Genomic DNA, 15,749 nt, shown 5'->3' with positions numbered 1-15,749 from the left:
ACCGGGCCTCTGACTTTCGTTGACACCCGCAGCACCGGCGTTCCCACGATGTACTGACGATTCGCCCCTCGATTCCCGGGATTGTTCATGGCATCCCACCACCCCCGGAGGAATCGACATGCGCAAGATCGTCATCGTCGTCGCCATCGTTCTCACCATCATGTGCGGCGGCCTCGGCTGGGTCGCCTACCAGTGGATCGGTCTCGGCGTCGAGCTGAGCAGATCCAGCCTCACCCGCGAACAGTTCGACGCGCAGAAGGAGGGCACCGCGCAGAGCCGGGTGCTGGCCGCGCTGCCGGCCCCGCTGACCGACCTCACGGACCAGGACCTCTACCCGGGAGATCCGGGACGCAAGGGCGCGCCCGCGGGGGCGTCCTGTGTCTACTACGGCATCAGCCCCGTGACGGCGGACGGCCCGGAGTTGTGGCGCTTCTGCTTCGTCGACGGCAAGCTGGCCGAGAAGAGCGCCGTCACCATCGGTGCGGCCCGATGACCCCGCTGGTGGCCACCGGCCTCGTCCTCGCCGCAGCCGGCCTGGTGATGCTGATCGCCGCGCAGCTGCTGGGGCACCGCGCGGTGACCGAACCCGACCCGGAAGCCCTGCGCGCGGACGTCCGGGACACCCTTGACCGCGAGGGCTTGATCGCATCGGTCAGGATCTACCGCGAGCGGACCGGTGCAGGCCTGCCCGAAGCAGTCGACGCGGTCCGCCGGATCGCCCGCGAAGGCCGATGAGAGGTGTCGATGACCGTCGCCCGATGGCGCGAGCGGATCGCCGGAGCCGGCATCCGGCGCCTGGCCTACGAGGCCGGCCTGGTGACTCTGGTGACCGCCGCCGCCACGGTGGCGGCCGCCGCGGCGAGCTGGTATCCGCTCGCGCCGTGGCTGGTCGGCCTCACCACACCGGTCCTGATGGTGCTGCGGCTGATCAACCCGCTCGGTGCCTACGTCGCGGCGGCGCTGATCGGTCTCGGTACCGGCGGGCAGGGCATGGTGGTGATGGCGGTGCTCAGCGCGTCGCTGAGTTACCGCGCCGCCCGGGTGTGGCAGGTCCTGACGGGCCTGGCGGTCGGCTGGGTCTGCTTCGTACTCTCGATCCTCTGGGAGACGTCGCTGACGGTGGAGTGGGCCGTGCTCGTCTCGGCCATGTTCGCCCTGCTGGCCTGTGCACCGGCCGGCGTGGCCCGGCTGGTGCGCCGCCGGCGGACCCTGCTCGCCGCCATGCACCAGCGCAACGTCCAGCTGCACAGCGGGCAGGCCGAGGTCGCCCGGCAGGCCCAGATGCGGGAACGGGCCCGCATCGCCCGCGATCTGCACGACTCCCTGGGCAACCGGCTGACGCTGATCTCCCTCTACGCGGGGATGATGCACACCGGCGAAGCCGATCTCGTCCGGCAGACGGCGTCGGCGGCGATGACCGAACTGCGGCAGATCCTCGGCCTGCTCGGCCAGGACGGGACCCAGTCGACGGTACGGCCACTGACCGGCCTGGACGAGCTCGTCGAACAGGCGCGGGCCTCCGGTGCCCGGGTGGAGATCCTGCGGGAGGGCGAGCCACGCCCGCTGGCGGCACTCACCGAGCACGCCGCCTACCGGGTGATCCAGGAAGGTCTCACCAACGCGCTGCGGCATGCGCACGGCGGTTCCATCACGCTCCTTCTCCGGTACGAACCGGACGCGCTGATCGCCCGGGTGACCAACACGCCCGGCCGGCGGGTCGCGCTGGACACCTCCGGGCAGGGACTGTTCGGCCTGGCCGAACGTGTCCGGGTCGCCAACGGTGTGCTCTTCCACGGGCCGACACCCGACGGCGGGTTCCGGCTGGCGGCCACCCTCGCCTACAGCGGCGACGAACCGCCGCCGCCACCGGCTGTCGTCACCACCGGACCGGACTTCGCCACCCTGATCGAGCGGCAGGGGCGCCGCTCCCGGATCGTCCTCACCACCACCGCGGTCTCCATCGCCGGTCTGCTGGTGCTGTGCGCCGCCGGGATCTGGCTGACGACCGCGATGGTGGCGGTCGACCGGGACACCTACGACGCGATCCGGGTCGGTCAGCCGGAGGCCGCCGTCCGTGCGGAACTGCCCGACACCGACGCGGCCGTCGCCGGTGCTCCGACCGGTTGTGTGGACTATCCGGCGGCCCTGCTCGACCAGCTCGGTTCCGAGTCGGGTGAGATGATCTACCGATTCTGTTTCCGGGACGGGGTGCTGGTGGACAAGCAGACGCGGGAAGGGACACCGTGACGGGAATCCTGCGGGTGGTGCTGGCCGACGACGACTCGCTGATCCGGACGGCGATCGACGCGATTCTGCGGCCGGTGGACGACATCGAACTCGTCGCCCAGGCCGCCGACGGCCGGGCCGCGGTCGAGCTGACCGTCCGGCACCGGCCGGACGTGGCCCTGCTGGACATCCAGATGCCGGTCATGGACGGTCTGGCCGCGTTACGGGAGATCCGCCGGGCCGCTCCGGCGGTGCGGGTCGTCGTGCTCACCACGTTCGGCGAGGACGAGTACGTCACGCAGGCGCTCTCCGGCGGGGCGGCCGGTTTCCTGCTCAAAGAGTCGGCCGCCGAGGAACTGGCGTACGCGATCCGTGCCGCGGCCGCCGGGAACGCCTACCTCTCCCCGAGGATCACCCGGCAGGTGCTGGATCGGATGCCGGCCACCACCGTACGACCGGGCCCGGATCAGACCCTGGTGGAGGGGCTCAGCAGCCGCGAACGGGAGGTGCTGATCCTGCTCGCCCAGGGTCTGTCCAACGCCGAGATCGCCCAGCAGATCTTCGTCTCCGAAGGCACCGTCAAGACCCACGTCTACCGTGTCTTCACCAAGCTGAACTGCGAGAACCGCGTCCAGGCCGCGATGCTCGCCCAGCGCTCCGGCCTGCTGGACCCACCCTGACCGAACCGGCGTCGTCGGCCGGTCCGCAGTGCCGGCAGGCGCCCCGCCGGCGCAGGTGGTAGGTGACGGTGGCGACGCCGAGGGCCGCGCCCCAGAGCACCCACGGCACGCTGGGCAGCCGCAGCCCCCAGCCGTCGCTGACCGCTGGATCCCACAGCATCATCAGCCCGGCCGGAATGAGGACGACCGCCACGACGGAGGCCGGGATCGTGGCGAGTGCCGGTGGTACCGGTCGTCCCGCCTTGAACCAGATCCACCGGGGATAGATCTCGCCCCACCGGCTGACCAGACCGTGGGTGAGCACGCCACCCAGCACCGACGCGAGGGCGCAGCCCAGTCCGATCTCGAGCATGCCGGGCGTCTGCTGCATCATGGTCAGGAACTCCCGGCTGATGCCCAGCGGGTGCCCGAGATACCACGCGACTCTGGTGACCTCGTAGGGCAGTGGCGCGAGGCAGGCGACCACGACCGCCCAGCGGCCCCACCTCAGGAGCGTCTGCCGGGACCGCCCGTCGCCGTCCGTCCCGTGCCGGCGGCCGCAGTGCCGGCAGGCCGCACGCCTGCGCCGCTGATGGGCCAGGGTGGCCGCGGCCCACAGCAGACCGCCCACGAACAGGATGATCAGATTGGTCCGGTGCCAGTACAGGATGTCGCCGATGCCGTCCTGGGGCCCGGGCACCCCGGTGAAGGTGAACACCAGCAGCAGCGGGGCGAACGCGACCAGGGCGATCAACGTGTAGTCGGGGATGATCAGGGTCAGGACGGCCGCCGTGACCCAGCCGAAGGCGATCATCGCCGCCGACCGGCCGCGGGACGCGGTGCCCCGGGCCATCGCCAGCGCCACGACCGTCGCGAGCAGGCCGAGCACCGCGATGATCGGTGCGCCGACCTCGGCCGCAGTGCCCTCCAGGATCGAACCCGACCGGCGGTCCTCGTGGATCGGCGCGAAGGGGAATCCGTCCCCGCCGGCCGTCCAGAACAGCCCCAGCATCGCGTACATCAGCGACCAGCCGGCCGCCGCGTACCCGGCCCAGTCCGGCCAGCGACGCCACCACCTGATCGCGCCCCTGACCGGCGTTTCGACTCCTTGAGACATGACACTCCCTGATGCGGGCGCGGCGTCCGCTCGCCGCTGCCCCATCAGCCTCGGCGGTGCCGGGGGTGCGCCACCATCTGCCGATGGGGCGAGGCCGGCCGGGCCGCCGGTGGGGTCCTCTACCGATCGGCGTACGGCGATGCCCGCCTACGATCAGGCGATGACGCGTCGCTACCTCGGCTGGATCAGCATGACGGCCGGCGTCGCCACGCTGGGGGTGGCGTTCGGGATCGGCCTGGACCGTCCGCCGTACCTGTTCGTCGTGGTGATGGCCGCCCTGGCCGTGCTGTCGGCCGTCGCGGTGCGCTGGGGCCCGCAACGGCACATCGCCCCCGTCGCCGGGTCGGCGGCCGCGGTGATGGCGCTGGTCCTCTGGTCGTTCACCGACGGCATGCCCACCGTGCAACGGATCGCTGCGGCGGCGGTCTGGACGGCACCGGCCGTGGCCGCGCTGGTCGTCGGCGGCTATCCGCGGCTGATGCTGCACCGGCGTGCGGTGGCCGTCGAGCAGGCCCGGCAGGCGCAGCGCCTCCAGGTGGCGCGTGACCTGCACGATTTCGTGGCCCACGACATCAGCGGCATCGTGGCGCAGGCCCAGGCGGCCCGTTTCGTCGCCGGCAGCCGGCCGGAGGCGGCCGGTCCGGCGCTGGCCCGTATCGAGGCCGCCGGCCTGGCCGCCCTGGACACGATGGACCGGATGGTCGGCATGCTGCACGAGCCGGACTCCGCCACGGTACGTCCGCTGCCGGCCCTGGACGCCCTGCCCGACCTGGTCGAACGGTTCCGTGCCGCCGGTGGTCCGGACATCCGGCTCGTCCAGGGCCCTCGGATCGGTGCGGTGCCCCGCGACGGCGCCGCCGTGGCGTACCGGATCGTGGTCGAGGCTCTGACGAACGTCCGCAGGCATGCGCCGACCGCCGGCCGGGTCGACGTGTCGGTCACCGGTGACGCCGGCGGTGTCGAGGTGCGCGTCCGCAACGACACCGCGCAGCCGCCGCCCCGGCAGCGGGCCGGCGGACGCGGCGGGCGCGGCCTGTCCGGTCTGCGGGAGCAGGTCGCCGCGCGCGGCGGCACCCTCACAGCCGGACCGTGTGAGCGCGGCTGGGAAGTCGTCGCGGTCCTCCCGGCGGTGGCGGCGTGAACCCCACCCGGGTCCTGCTAGCCGACGACCACCCGGACGTGCGCAGCGGCTTCCGTCTGGTCCTGGACTCCCAGCCCGACATCACGGTGGCCGGTGAGGCCGCCGACGGGACCGCGGCCCTGGCACTGGCCCGCAGGCTCCGGCCGGACGTCGTGCTCACCGACATCCGGATGCCCGGCATCGACGGACTGGAACTCACCCGCCTGCTCACCGAAGCCGGCGTGCGGGTGGTCGTGGTCACCACCTTCGACCTCGACGAGTATGTGGACGCCGCGCTGCGTAACGGCGCCTGCGGATTCCTGCTCAAACGGTCCGGTCCGGCGCTGCTCGTCGAGGGTGTCCGTGCGGCGATGGCGGGCGACGCGCTGATCAGCCCGCAGATCACCGTCCGGCTGCTGCGCGCGATGACGAAGACCGGCCGGCCCGCGGTCGCCAACCCCCTGACACATCGGGAGACCGAGATCGTACGGCTGGTCGCCCGCGGCCTGACCAACGCGCAGATCGGCGCCGAGCTGTTCATCTCCGCCGGCACCGCCAAGACCCACATCGCGAACATCCAGGCGAAGCTGGAACTCGGCAACCGGGTGGGCATCGCGGCCTGGGCCTGGCGTGCCGGTCTCGCCGACCCGCACGCCGAGTAGGCATCGTTACTCTGCGCCGCCAGGGAGATGTCGCGCTCAGCTACTGATCCAGTGCAGGCGGGTATTGCAGGATAACGACTTGGCCAACAGTGGCTTAGGCCACGCTGTTCTCTTTGCCCGCCCGGTATCGGTGCCAATCGGGCGTCATTAGTAAAGTCGAGCGACGCGCCGTTAATTGCGCCCATGGATGCGGCAAATGACAGCGATAGGGATTAGTCTGGGGCGCGCAGGTGTGCGTGGGTAGCCGCGCCACCGCGTGTGCGGGCCTCATGCTGTCCCGGATACGCGGTAGCCCCCGGCGGGAACCGGGGGCTACCAGCACGCCTGCAACACCCGAAACCTGTTGAGAGTTAGAGAGGTTGTATCCGTGCTGTGCCTAAACCATACCCGTCAGAACCTTAAGTTGACTCGTCGACACTCGATCAGTCCCAAAGGGTTCTCGAGCTTTGATTCCTCGAATACCTTTCCCGGTATCTTGGTGACGGTCACCTTTTCAGCGTTTAACTTTTTGAAATCTGATTCGACGAAGCAGTCCGCATCTACAACAAGTTCACTCCAGAGTGGCAGGAAGATGTCTCCGGCGGTGTCGGCATGAACGCAAACCGCCGGTTGGTGGTCGCGCTGATCGTGATGTCCGCCGTGTTGTGCGGGGTCGTCGCCGGGAATGTCGCCTGGGCGCTGGGGGCCGTGCCCTTCGCCGTGGTCAGCACCGGGTTCGCGGTGTTCACGGGCATCGTGCCACTGGCGCTGACCCTCTACAAGTTCCTGCGCTCCGAGCCCTGACCGGGTCAAGGGTGGGATGTGTGCGGGAGCACCGAGGTGCTCCCGCACACTGGGCCGGCAGACTCAGCGCAACCGCTCTGCTGGACGGGTGACTGATGCGTCGGGCAGCGCCGGTCGTACTCGGTGACCAGCCGGCGGGGGACGCGAGTGTCGAGCATCAGCCGCTCCGGGGCACGGGCCTAGAGTCCGGGCATGTCGAAAGTACGGGTACACAACCTCGCTGTCTCTCTCGACGGGTTCGCCACGGGGGAGGGGCAGAGCCTGGAAGCGCCGTTCGGGCACGCCGGCGGGCGGCTCATGGAGTGGTTCTTCCCGACACGCACGTTCCAGTCGATGCAGGGCGGGGACGGCGGGGGCGAGGGCGTCGACAACGCGTTCGCCGCGGCGTGGGGACCGGGTATCGGCGCCGAGATCATGGGCCGCAACAAGTTCGGTCCGCAGCGTGGCCCGTGGCAGGACGAGGACTGGAAGGGCTGGTGGGGTGACAACCCGCCGTTCCACACTCCGGTGTTCGTGCTGACCCGTCATCCGCGGCCGACCCTGGAGATGGCGGGCGGCAACACCTTCCACTTCATCGACGCGAGTCCGGCCGAGGCTCTGGCGCAGGCGCGTGAGGCGGCCGGCGGCCTGGACGTACGCATCGGCGGCGGCCCCAGCACCGTCCGGCAGTTCCTGGCGGCGGACCTGGTCGACCACCTGCACGTCGTCGTGGTCCCGATCATCCTCGGCCGGGGTGTGCGCCTCTGGGACGGTCTGGAGAACCTGGAGAGCCGTTTCACGGTGGAGTCGGTGACGGCCCCGAGCGGTGTCACCCACGTGACCTTCATCCGGAGATAAACAGCCGCTAGTACGTCGGTTCGCCGTCGCCGTAGGGAGGCCGGTCGCCGTCGGGGGTCGCGTGGCCGTAGCCGGGCACGTAGGACGGCGCCAGTTGCGCCAGCACGGCGTGGGCCTGGGCCAGTTGGGTGGTCGCGGTCAGCATCGCGAGGTCGGCGCCGGGGACGTACGGTTCCTCCGAGTGGTCGTCCTCGTTGATGTTGGTCTCGTAGTCGACCAGGCAGATCTGGTAGAGCCGCTCGGCTTCGGCGATGAGTTCGGCCGCGCGGGCGGCGTGTTCGGCTGGCGTCATGCCGATCATGATTTCATCCCGGCCCGGTGCCGTCCGTGCGCCTCGTCGGGCGCGGTCCGTTTCCTGATCGTGTGCACCTATGCCGTCTTCCGCCGGGTCAGGAACGCCTGCATCGCCTGCTGAGCCTCCGGGCTGGCGAACAGTGCGGCCGAACGTTGCGCGGCCTGTTCACCGTCCCGGTCGATGCGGCTGACGAGGTCGCCGGTGAGTAGCCGTTTGGTCTCGGCGAGCCCCTGTGGACTGCCCTTGACGAGTTCGGCGAGGGTGTCGGCGACCGTGGCCGCCAGTTCGCCGTCCGGTACGCAGCGGGTGATCAAACCGATGGCGGCGGCCTCGGGCGCGCCGAACGTCCGGCCGGACAGGAAGACGTCGGCCGCGGCCCGGGGCGTCAGCCGTGGCAGCAGGCTCAGCGAGATCGCGGAGGGGGCGAGCCCGAGGCGGACCTCGGTGAGCGCGAACGTGACCGAGTCGGCCGCGATCACGATGTCGGCGGCGCCGACCAGGCCGAGACCCCCGGCGCGTACCTGGCCGGCCAGTTCGACGACGACCGGCTTGGGCAGGGTGGCGATCTGCCGCTGGAGACCGACGATCGCTCGTGGCCCGTCACCGGCCAGACCCTGTTGTGCCTCGCTGAGATCGGCACCCGAGCAGAACACCCTCCCGCCGGAGCGCAGAAGTACGGCGCGGACCTCGGCATCCTGCTCGGCGGCCGTGAGCCGTTCGCCGAGTTCGGTCATCAACTGCCTGCTCAGCGCGTTGCGGTTGTGCGGGCTGTCCAGGGTGATCGTGGCGATGCCGCCGGCGACGGTCAGGTGGACGAGTTCCGTGGTCATACGCGGGGTCCCTGTCAGTACGAGCGGGGCAGCTTGAGGGAGAACTGTGCGATGAAGTTGAGCGCCATCTCGCGGCTGACCGGCGCGATCCGGGACAGCCGTACGTTGGCGAGGGCCTGAACGAGGCCGTACTCGACGGCCAGCCCGTTGCCGCCGTGGGTCTGGATCGCCTGGTCGACGGCTTTGCAGGCGACCTCCGCGGCGGCGTACTTGGCCATGTTCGCCGCCTCCCCGGCGGCGAGCAGGTCACCGGCGGCGTCGAGTGCGGCGGCCTTCTGGGTCAGCAGGCGTGCCGCCTCGATCTCGACGTGGATCTGGGCCAGCGGGTGGGCGATCGCCTGGTGTGTGCCGATGGGGCCACCCCAGACCTCCCGCTGTCTCGCGTAGTCGACGGCTTTGCGCAGCGCCCACCGTGCGGTGCCGGTGGCCTGCGACGCCGCCATGATGCGTTCCGGGTTGAGACCGGCGAACAGTTGGTCGAGGCCGGCGTCCTCCCTGCCCACGAGGGCGTCGGCGGGGAGCCGGACGTCGTCGAAGAAGAGGCTGAACTGCTTCTCCGGTGAGACCAGGCCGGTCTCGATCTGCTGGCGGACGAACCCCGGCGCGTCGGTGGGCACCATGAACAGAGCGGGTTTGAGTTTGCCGGTACGCGCGTCCTCGGTCCGGCCGACGACGAGGACGTGGCCGGCCTCGTCGACCCCGCTGATGTAGGTCTTGCGGCCGGTCAGCAGCCAGTCGTCGCCGTCCCGGCGGGCCCGGGTGGTGATCTGGTGGGAGTTCGAGCCGGCGTCCGGTTCGGTGATGCCGAAGGCGTAGCGCGACTCACCGCTGGCGAGGCCGGGCAGCCACCGCCGTTTCTGTTCCTCGGTGCCGGAGCGGGCGATGATCGTGCCGACGATGGCGGGCGAGACGACCAGCAGCAGCAGGGGGCAGCCGGCGGTGGCCAGCTCTTCCACGACGGCGGCGAGGTCACCGATGTCGCCGCCGCCTCCGCCGTACTCCTCGGGGATCGAGACTCCCAGGTAGCCGGCCCGGGCGGCCTCGTCCCAGAGTTCGGTGGTCTTGGCGCCGCGGGCCGCGGCGCCGTAGAAGTAGGACTCGCCGTACTTGATGCCGAGCTGGTAGACCGCTGCTCGTAGGTCACGGCGCTCGTCGGACTCGACGAAACTGGTCAACGGTTCTCCTCGATGACGGCGAGTACGGCGCCCGCGACGACCTGCCGGCCCACGCTCGCGGTGAGTGCGGTGACGGTTCCGTCGGTGGGCGCGGTGACGGTGTGCTGCATCTTCATGGCTTCCAGCACGACGATGGGGTCGCCTTTGCCGACCACGGTGCCCACCTCGACGGCGACCGCGGTGATCGCCGCCGGCATCGGCGCGAGCAGGGAGCCCTGGGCGATCGTCTCGGCCGGGTCGACGAAGGTGGGGACCGGTTCGAGGCTGACGGAGCCGTCCGGGCCGTCGACGTCGACCGACGTGCCCGCGACGGTGACCCGGTAGGTTTCCCGGATCGGGCCGTCACTGAGAACGACCTGGTCACCCCGTACGTCGATGACGCTGACCCCGGGTACGAAGTCGGACACCAGTCGATGGCCTGTCGACGTGTAGGTCACGGCGTACTGCTGCGCTCCGTGCCGGTAGACGCGCTGCCGGGGCCCGCTGGGGGCGTTGCGCCACGCGGCGGGGATGCGGCTGAGCACCGGCGCCGCGGCGGCGGCCTGGGTGGCCTGTCCGATGGCGGCGGCGAGCGCGGCCTTGGCGAGGCGACGGGGATCGCCGCCGCCGGTCCAGAGGGGGAGGCGTTCGTCGAGCAGGGTGGTGTGCATCCGCCCGGCGGTGAACTCCTCGTCGGCGATCACGGCTCGCAGCAGGCCGAGGTTGGTGGTGACGCCGTGCAGCCGTCCCCGGCGCAGGGCGCCGTCGAGCATCCGGATCGCGGTGTCACGATCGTCGGCGTAGGCGATGACCTTGGCGAGCATGGCGTCGTAGTGGACGCCGACCTCGCTGCCGTCCTCGATCGCCGAGTCGACCCGTACCCCGGAGCGGTCCGGAACTTCGAAGGCGGCGCCCGGGAAGTCGAACGTGCGGATGCGGCCGGTCTGCGGCGCGAATCCGGCGGCCGGGTCCTCGGCGTAGAGCCGCACCTCGATCGCGTGGCCGGAGACGGCGGGCGCCCGGCCGGGCAGGGGCTCGCCTTCGGCGACGGCGATCTGGCAGGCGACCAGGTCGAGGCCCGTGACGCATTCGGTGACCGGGTGTTCGACCTGGAGACGGGTGTTCATCTCGAGGAAGAAGATCCGGTCGCGGTCGACGAGGAACTCGACCGTCCCGGCTCCGCGGTATCCGACCGCCTGCGCGGCGGCCCGGGCGGCGGCATGCAACGCGGTACGGGTCTGATCCGGCAGGTGCGGTGCGGGCGCCTCCTCGACCACCTTCTGATGGCGGCGCTGGATGGAGCAGTCGCGGTCGCCCAGCACCCAGACGGTGCCGTGGGTGTCGGCGAGTACCTGCACCTCGACGTGCCGTGCCGTCGGCAGGTAGGGCTCGACGAAGACGGTGCCGTCACCGAACGCGGAGGCCGCCTCGGCCTCGGCGTGCCCGATCTGTTCGGCGAGCCGGTCGAGTGACTCCACGATCCGCATGCCCCGGCCGCCCCCGCCTGCCGACGCCTTGACCAGCAACGGCAGGTCCGACGCGGTGACGGTGGTGAGGTCGACGTCCAGGACCGGCACCCCGGCGGCGGCCATGATCCGTTTGGCGCCGATCTTGCTGCCCATCGCCTCGATGGACTCGGGTGCCGGGCCGATCCAGGTGAGGCCGGCCGACTCGACGGAGCGGGCGAAGGCGGCGTTCTCGGAGAGGAAGCCGTATCCGGGGTGGACGGCGTCGGCGCCCGCCGCGCGTGCCGCCTCGATGATCAGGTCCCCGCGCAGGTAGGTCTCGGCGGGCGCGCTGCCGGGCAGCCGGATCGCCGTGTCGGCGTCGGTGACGAACGGGGCTCCGGCGTCGGCGTCGGAGTGGACGGCGACGGTGGCGATGCCGAGAGCGCGACAGGTGCGGAACACCCGGCGGGCGATCTCTCCGCGGTTGGCGACCAGAATCCTGCGAATCATCGGATCTCCTGCGGGGGACGGGTCGGACGGATCGGCTTCACAGGCGGAAGACGCCGTAGCCACGGGCGCCGGCCACCGGCGCGCTGTGAATCGCCGACAGGCAGATGCCGAGGATCGTGCGGGTGTCCCGCGGGTCGATGACCCCGTCGTCATAACCCAGGCCGGAGGTGAAGTAGGCCAGGGACTGTTCCTCGACCTGTTTCTCGACGAGGGCGCGCATCGCGGCGTCACCCTGTTCGTCGAACGGCATCCCCCGGGCCGCGGCCGCCTGCCGGGAGACGATGGAGATGACTCCGGCGAGCTGTGCCGGCCCCATCACCGCCGACTTGGCGCCGGCCCAGCTGAACAGGAACCGCGGGTCGTAGGCGCGGCCGCTCATGCCGTAGTTGCCGGCCCCGTACGAGGCACCCATCACCACCGACAGATGCGGGACGGTGGAGTTGGACACCGCGTTGATCATCTGGGCGCCGTGTTTGATGATGCCGCCCTGTTCGTATTCGGCGCCGACCATGTATCCGGTGGTGTTGTGCAGGAACAGCAGCGGGGTGTCGCTCTGGTTGGCCAGCTGGATGAACTGGGCGGCCTTCTGTGCCTCCTGGCTGAACAGCACACCCTGGGCGTTGGCGAGGATACCGACGGGATAGCCGTGCAGCTGCGCCCAGCCGGTCACCAGCGACGCGCCGTAGAGCGGTTTGAACTCGTCGAAGTCGCTGCCGTCGACGATGCGGCCGATGACCTCGCGGGGGTCGAACGGGACCTTGAGGTCGGCCGGCACGATGCCGAGCAGTTCCTCGGTGGCCAGCAGCGGTTCGGCGTAGTCCGTCCGTGGGGTGGGCCCGGCCTTGCGCCAGTTGAGGCGGCGCACGATGGATCGCCCGATCCGCAGCGCGTCGCGTTCGTCGACGGCCAGATAGTCGGCGAGGCCGGACGTACGCGCGTGCATCTCCGCCCCGCCGAGCGACTCGTCGTCGGACTCCTCGCCGGTGGCCATCTTGACCAGCGGCGGCCCGCCGAGGAAGACCTTGGCCCCGTCCTTAACCATGACGGTGTAGTCGCTCATGCCCGGCACGTAGGCGCCGCCGGCCGTGGAGTTGCCGAACACCAGGGCGATCGTGGGCCTGCGGTCGGCGCTGGCGACGGTGAGGTTGCGGAACACCGCGCCGCCGGGGATGAAGATGTCCTTCTGGGTCTGCAGGTCCGCGCCGCCGGACTCGACCAGGGTGACGGTGGGCAGGCGGTTCTGCGCGGCGATCTGGTTGGCGCGGAAGATCTTGCGTACCGTCACCGGGTTGGACGCGCCGCCCTTCACCGTGGGGTCATGGGCGATGATCATGCATTCCACGCCCTCGATCACGCCCAGTCCGGTGACGACGGAGCCGCCGACGGTGAAATCGGTTCCCCAGCCGGCCAGGACGCCGAGTTCGAGGAACGGCGAGTCGGGATCGACGAGCAGTTCGATGCGCTCGCGGGCGGTCAGTTTCCCGCGCCGGTGGTGCCGCTCGACGGCCTTGGGGCCGCCGCCGGCCAGGGCCACGGCCTGCTGTGCGGCGAGGTCGGCGACGCGTTCCAGCATCACCTCCCGGTTGGCGGTGTAGGCGGGCGCGGTGGAATCGACGCTGGTTCTCACGGAAGAAGCTCCTTGGGCAGGTTCACGACACGCGCGCGCAGCCACTCGCCGACCGCCTTGGCCTGCGGGTCGAAACGCGTGGAGGAGGCGACACCGTCACCGAGAAGTCCGTCGATCACGATGTTGACGGCGCGGAGGTTCGGCAGCGGGAACACGTCGATGCCGAGTCCCGCCGATTCCGGGAGCAGCCGGGCGACGACGGCCGGCGTCAGCCAGTCGCGCAGCCACGCGTACGCCTCGGCTCGCCGGGGATGCCCGGCCGGGATCCAGACCCCCACGTTGGCGGTTCCGCCCTTGTCACCGGACCGGGCGAAGACCAGACGGCCCAACGGCAGAGCCACTGCCAACCCCTCGGGGGTACGGCCGGAGCCGGCCCGCGGGGGAGCCGGAACCGGGTCGGCGGTCACCGGCGGCGGCGCGATCTCCACCGAGGTGCCGTCGGGCCGGATCACGACGTGCGGCACCAGTTCCTGCGGCAGGTACCCGGCGCGGTAGATCCCGAACGGGGTACCCGGACCGGGTGGCGCGGTCACGTGGAAACCCGGGTACGACGCGAGCGCCAGCTCGACGGCGGCACTGCTGAACGCGCGGCCGACCACGGCCGGATCAGGGTCCTTGACGTGACAGCGCAGCACCGCGGAGGCCGCTGCCTCGCTGGTGGGGTCGGTGTGGTCGGTGCGGGCCAGGTCCCACACGATCTCCGCCGGTGGGCGGGCACTGAGCGCCCGGGTCATCTGCCGGCGTACCCACTGCTGTTTCTCCTCGATGTCCAGGCCGGTCAGGACGAACTCGACGGTGTTGCGCCACCCGCCGACGCTGTTGAGGGCGATCTTCGTCGTCGGGGGAGGGGCGACACCCCGTACCGAGGTGACCCGTACCCGGTCGGGACCGGCCTGCTCCAGCTCGACGGTGTCCAGGCACGCGGTCACGTCCGGATTGGCATAGCGCGGTCCGGCCACCTCGTACACCAGTTGTGCGGTGACCGTGTCGACGGTGACCGCCCCGCCGGTGCCGGGGTGCTTGGTGACGACGGCTGTCCCGTCCGCGCTGAGCTCGGCCAGCGGAAAGCCCAGCGGGCGTGTGGTGTCGACCGTGGTGAAGCCGGAGAAGTTGCCACCGGTGGCCTGCGTGCCGCATTCGAGGATGTGACCGGCGACGACGCCGGCTGCCAGGCGGTCGAAGTCGGTGCGTCCCCAGCCGAACTCCGCGATCGCCGGCCCCAGTGTCAGCGCCGCGTCGGTGACGCGACCGGTGACGACGATGTCGGCGCCGGCGTCGAGCGCCGCGGCGATCCCGAAGGCGCCGAGGTAGGCGTTGGCGGTCAGTGCCCCCGGCCAGCCGTGTTCGGTGGCCCGGCCGGTCAGGTCGTCGCCCTGCACGTGGGCGACGGCGACCTCGACGCCCTGCTCCCGCGCCAGGGCCCGGACGGCGTGCGCGAGCCCGGCCGGGTTGAGCCCACCCGCGTTGGTCACGATCCGCACCCCGCACTGCCGGGCCAGGGCGAGGCAGCCGCCGAGTTGCCGCAGGAAGGTCTTGGCGTAGCCGAGCGACGGGTCCTTCTGGCGGTCCCTGCCGAGGATGAGCATGGTCAGCTCGGCCAGGTAGTCGCCGGTCAGATAGTCCAGCGGCCCGCCCTCGAGCATCTCGGACATCGCCGAGAAACGGTCACCGTAGAAGCCCGAGCAGTTCCCGATGCGAATCGTACGCATTGTCCGGCTCAACACCTCGATGATCCGGGCACCCGGGCGGCAGCCGGGCGCGACGAGCGGTTGGTGACCGCCACACTAGACTTTCTGACAAAGTAGTCAAGTAACGAGAGGGGTGTCCGATGGGACGGGCCCGAACGAACCCCGCGCCGACGGCACCGACCACCGCCAGGGGCCGGCGGACCCACGACGCGCTGATCGTCGCCGGTCGGCAGGTCATCGAGGAGCACGGTTGGGCGGGATTCACCCCCGAGGCCGTCACCCAGACGGCGGGCGTGTCCTACGGGACCTTCTACACCTACTTCGAATCCAAGGACGACCTGCTGCGCCGGATCGTCCAGGCGGCGGCCGACGAGATGATCACCGAGAGCCTGGTGCCGGACACCCTCGACGACCCGTACGCGCGCATCGTCGAGGCGAACCGCCGGTATCTGGCCGCCACCGGCAAGGCCGCCAAGGTGCTCCGGATGGTCGAGCACGGCGCCTATCTGGACGACAACCTCCGCGGCCTGCTCCTGGAGATCCGCGAGTTCTACGTCGGCCGCGGCGCCGACGGCATCCGGCGCCTCCAGGAGGCCGGACTCGCCGACCCCGACCTGGACCCGCGGCTGACGGCGATCGCGCTCGGCGGCATGGTCGAGCAGGTGGCGGTGGTCATCAACGAACTACGCGAACCCCTCGACACCGAGAAGATGGTCGACCATCTCTCCCGGCTCTGGGCGTCGGCCATCGGTCTGCGGGCCCCCGGCGCCGGCCGGCGGATTCCGGCCTGACC

Annotated in this window: 16 protein-coding genes; 9 read left to right on the top strand and 7 right to left on the bottom strand. The window is 70.9% G+C overall.

Annotated elements, in window-relative coordinates; translation table 11 throughout:
- Positions 1–118 precede the first annotated feature (118 nt).
- The 4 genes from BC793_RS35545 to BC793_RS35530 are packed head-to-tail and all read left to right on the top strand — an operon-like array spanning position 119 to position 2,906.
- Positions 119–493: a hypothetical protein gene (locus tag BC793_RS35545; protein ID WP_109600618.1), complete on the top strand. Its 375-nt coding sequence runs from the start codon at positions 119–121 to the stop codon at positions 491–493.
- Positions 490–735: a hypothetical protein gene (locus BC793_RS35540; protein WP_109600616.1), complete on the top strand. Its 246-nt coding sequence runs from the start codon at positions 490–492 to the stop codon at positions 733–735. The genes BC793_RS35545 and BC793_RS35540 overlap by 4 nt, the downstream gene beginning before the upstream one ends.
- Positions 736–744: 9 nt before the next feature.
- Positions 745–2,247 (top strand): sensor histidine kinase, encoded by a 1,503-nt coding sequence (locus BC793_RS35535; RefSeq protein WP_109600614.1) that lies wholly within the window; start codon positions 745–747, stop codon positions 2,245–2,247.
- Complete coding sequence (locus BC793_RS35530) at positions 2,244–2,906, top strand: response regulator (RefSeq protein ID WP_373871276.1); 663 nt, start codon at positions 2,244–2,246, stop codon at positions 2,904–2,906. The genes BC793_RS35535 and BC793_RS35530 overlap by 4 nt, the downstream gene beginning before the upstream one ends.
- On the opposite strand, the gene BC793_RS35525 is transcribed toward BC793_RS35530, so the two are convergent.
- Positions 2,830–4,002: an NYN domain-containing protein gene (locus BC793_RS35525; RefSeq protein ID WP_203896473.1), complete on the bottom strand. Its 1,173-nt coding sequence runs from the start codon at positions 4,000–4,002 to the stop codon at positions 2,830–2,832. The genes BC793_RS35530 and BC793_RS35525 overlap by 77 nt on opposite strands.
- Positions 4,003–4,162: 160 nt before the next feature.
- Here BC793_RS35525 and BC793_RS35520 point away from each other — a divergent pair, with 160 nt between their 5' ends.
- The 4 genes from BC793_RS35520 (at position 4,163) to BC793_RS35505 (ending at position 7,404) form a co-directional block, all read left to right on the top strand.
- The gene (locus tag BC793_RS35520; RefSeq protein ID WP_158319472.1) at positions 4,163–5,143 is read left to right on the top strand and encodes a sensor histidine kinase; all 981 of its coding nucleotides are present in this window, start codon (positions 4,163–4,165) and stop codon (positions 5,141–5,143) included.
- A complete protein-coding gene (locus BC793_RS35515) occupies positions 5,140–5,784 on the top strand; it encodes a response regulator (protein WP_109600610.1) in 645 nt (214 codons plus the stop codon). The genes BC793_RS35520 and BC793_RS35515 overlap by 4 nt, the downstream gene beginning before the upstream one ends.
- Positions 5,785–6,375: 591 nt before the next feature.
- Positions 6,376–6,567 carry a hypothetical protein gene (locus BC793_RS35510; RefSeq protein WP_109600609.1) on the top strand — a complete coding sequence of 64 codons (192 nt, stop codon included), beginning with the start codon at positions 6,376–6,378 and terminating at the stop codon, positions 6,565–6,567.
- Between the two features lie 192 nt (positions 6,568–6,759).
- Positions 6,760–7,404 (top strand): dihydrofolate reductase family protein, encoded by a 645-nt coding sequence (locus BC793_RS35505; protein ID WP_109600607.1) that lies wholly within the window; start codon positions 6,760–6,762, stop codon positions 7,402–7,404.
- A gap of 7 nt (positions 7,405–7,411) precedes the next feature.
- On the opposite strand, the gene BC793_RS35500 is transcribed toward BC793_RS35505, so the two are convergent.
- The 6 genes from BC793_RS35500 to BC793_RS35475 all read right to left on the bottom strand — a co-directional run bounded on the left by BC793_RS35500 (position 7,412) and on the right by BC793_RS35475 (position 14,977).
- Entirely contained in the window at positions 7,412–7,696 is a 285-nt protein-coding gene (locus BC793_RS35500) for a hypothetical protein (RefSeq protein ID WP_239170457.1), read from the bottom strand.
- A gap of 77 nt (positions 7,697–7,773) precedes the next feature.
- Entirely contained in the window at positions 7,774–8,529 is a 756-nt protein-coding gene (locus tag BC793_RS35495) for an enoyl-CoA hydratase family protein (RefSeq protein WP_109600605.1), read from the bottom strand.
- A 14-nt stretch (positions 8,530–8,543) separates the two neighbouring features.
- Complete coding sequence (locus BC793_RS35490) at positions 8,544–9,704, bottom strand: acyl-CoA dehydrogenase family protein (protein WP_109600603.1); 1,161 nt, start codon at positions 9,702–9,704, stop codon at positions 8,544–8,546.
- Positions 9,701–11,641, bottom strand: a complete 1,941-nt coding sequence (locus BC793_RS35485; RefSeq protein WP_109600601.1) for an acetyl/propionyl/methylcrotonyl-CoA carboxylase subunit alpha — start codon at positions 11,639–11,641, stop codon at positions 9,701–9,703. The genes BC793_RS35490 and BC793_RS35485 overlap by 4 nt, the downstream gene beginning before the upstream one ends.
- A gap of 37 nt (positions 11,642–11,678) precedes the next feature.
- Positions 11,679–13,214 carry an acyl-CoA carboxylase subunit beta gene (locus tag BC793_RS35480; RefSeq protein WP_109600812.1) on the bottom strand — a complete coding sequence of 512 codons (1,536 nt, stop codon included), beginning with the start codon at positions 13,212–13,214 and terminating at the stop codon, positions 11,679–11,681.
- A 50-nt stretch (positions 13,215–13,264) separates the two neighbouring features.
- Positions 13,265–14,977, bottom strand: coding sequence for an acyclic terpene utilization AtuA family protein (locus BC793_RS35475; protein ID WP_109600600.1), 1,713 nt, complete (start codon positions 14,975–14,977; stop codon positions 13,265–13,267).
- 119 nt (positions 14,978–15,096) lie between these two features.
- Here BC793_RS35475 and BC793_RS35470 point away from each other — a divergent pair, with 119 nt between their 5' ends.
- Positions 15,097–15,747, top strand: a complete 651-nt coding sequence (locus tag BC793_RS35470) for a TetR/AcrR family transcriptional regulator (protein WP_109600598.1) — start codon at positions 15,097–15,099, stop codon at positions 15,745–15,747.
- The last annotated feature ends 2 nt before the right edge of the window (positions 15,748–15,749 follow it).

Origin of the sequence: Actinoplanes xinjiangensis, from assembly GCF_003148685.1 — a bacterium.
Lineage (GTDB): Bacteria > Actinomycetota > Actinomycetes > Mycobacteriales > Micromonosporaceae > Actinoplanes > Actinoplanes xinjiangensis.
This window is presented reverse-complemented; position numbering and strand designations above follow the sequence as displayed.

Coding starts and splice junctions, on each gene's coding strand:
- BC793_RS35545 (WP_109600618.1), top strand. CDS start 119: ATGCGCAAGATCGTCATCGTCGTCGCCATCGTTCTCACCATCATGTGC.
- BC793_RS35540 (WP_109600616.1), top strand. CDS start 490: ATGACCCCGCTGGTGGCCACCGGCCTCGTCCTCGCCGCAGCCGGCCTG.
- BC793_RS35535 (WP_109600614.1), top strand. CDS start 745: ATGACCGTCGCCCGATGGCGCGAGCGGATCGCCGGAGCCGGCATCCGG.
- BC793_RS35525 (WP_203896473.1), bottom strand. CDS start 4,002: ATGTCTCAAGGAGTCGAAACGCCGGTCAGGGGCGCGATCAGGTGGTGG.
- BC793_RS35520 (WP_158319472.1), top strand. CDS start 4,163: ATGACGCGTCGCTACCTCGGCTGGATCAGCATGACGGCCGGCGTCGCC.
- BC793_RS35510 (WP_109600609.1), top strand. CDS start 6,376: ATGAACGCAAACCGCCGGTTGGTGGTCGCGCTGATCGTGATGTCCGCC.
- BC793_RS35505 (WP_109600607.1), top strand. CDS start 6,760: ATGTCGAAAGTACGGGTACACAACCTCGCTGTCTCTCTCGACGGGTTC.
- BC793_RS35500 (WP_239170457.1), bottom strand. CDS start 7,696: ATGACGCCAGCCGAACACGCCGCCCGCGCGGCCGAACTCATCGCCGAA.
- BC793_RS35495 (WP_109600605.1), bottom strand. CDS start 8,529: ATGACCACGGAACTCGTCCACCTGACCGTCGCCGGCGGCATCGCCACG.
- BC793_RS35485 (WP_109600601.1), bottom strand. CDS start 11,641: ATGATTCGCAGGATTCTGGTCGCCAACCGCGGAGAGATCGCCCGCCGG.
- BC793_RS35480 (WP_109600812.1), bottom strand. CDS start 13,214: ATGCTGGAACGCGTCGCCGACCTCGCCGCACAGCAGGCCGTGGCCCTG.
- BC793_RS35475 (WP_109600600.1), bottom strand. CDS start 14,977: ATGCGTACGATTCGCATCGGGAACTGCTCGGGCTTCTACGGTGACCGT.
- BC793_RS35470 (WP_109600598.1), top strand. CDS start 15,097: ATGGGACGGGCCCGAACGAACCCCGCGCCGACGGCACCGACCACCGCC.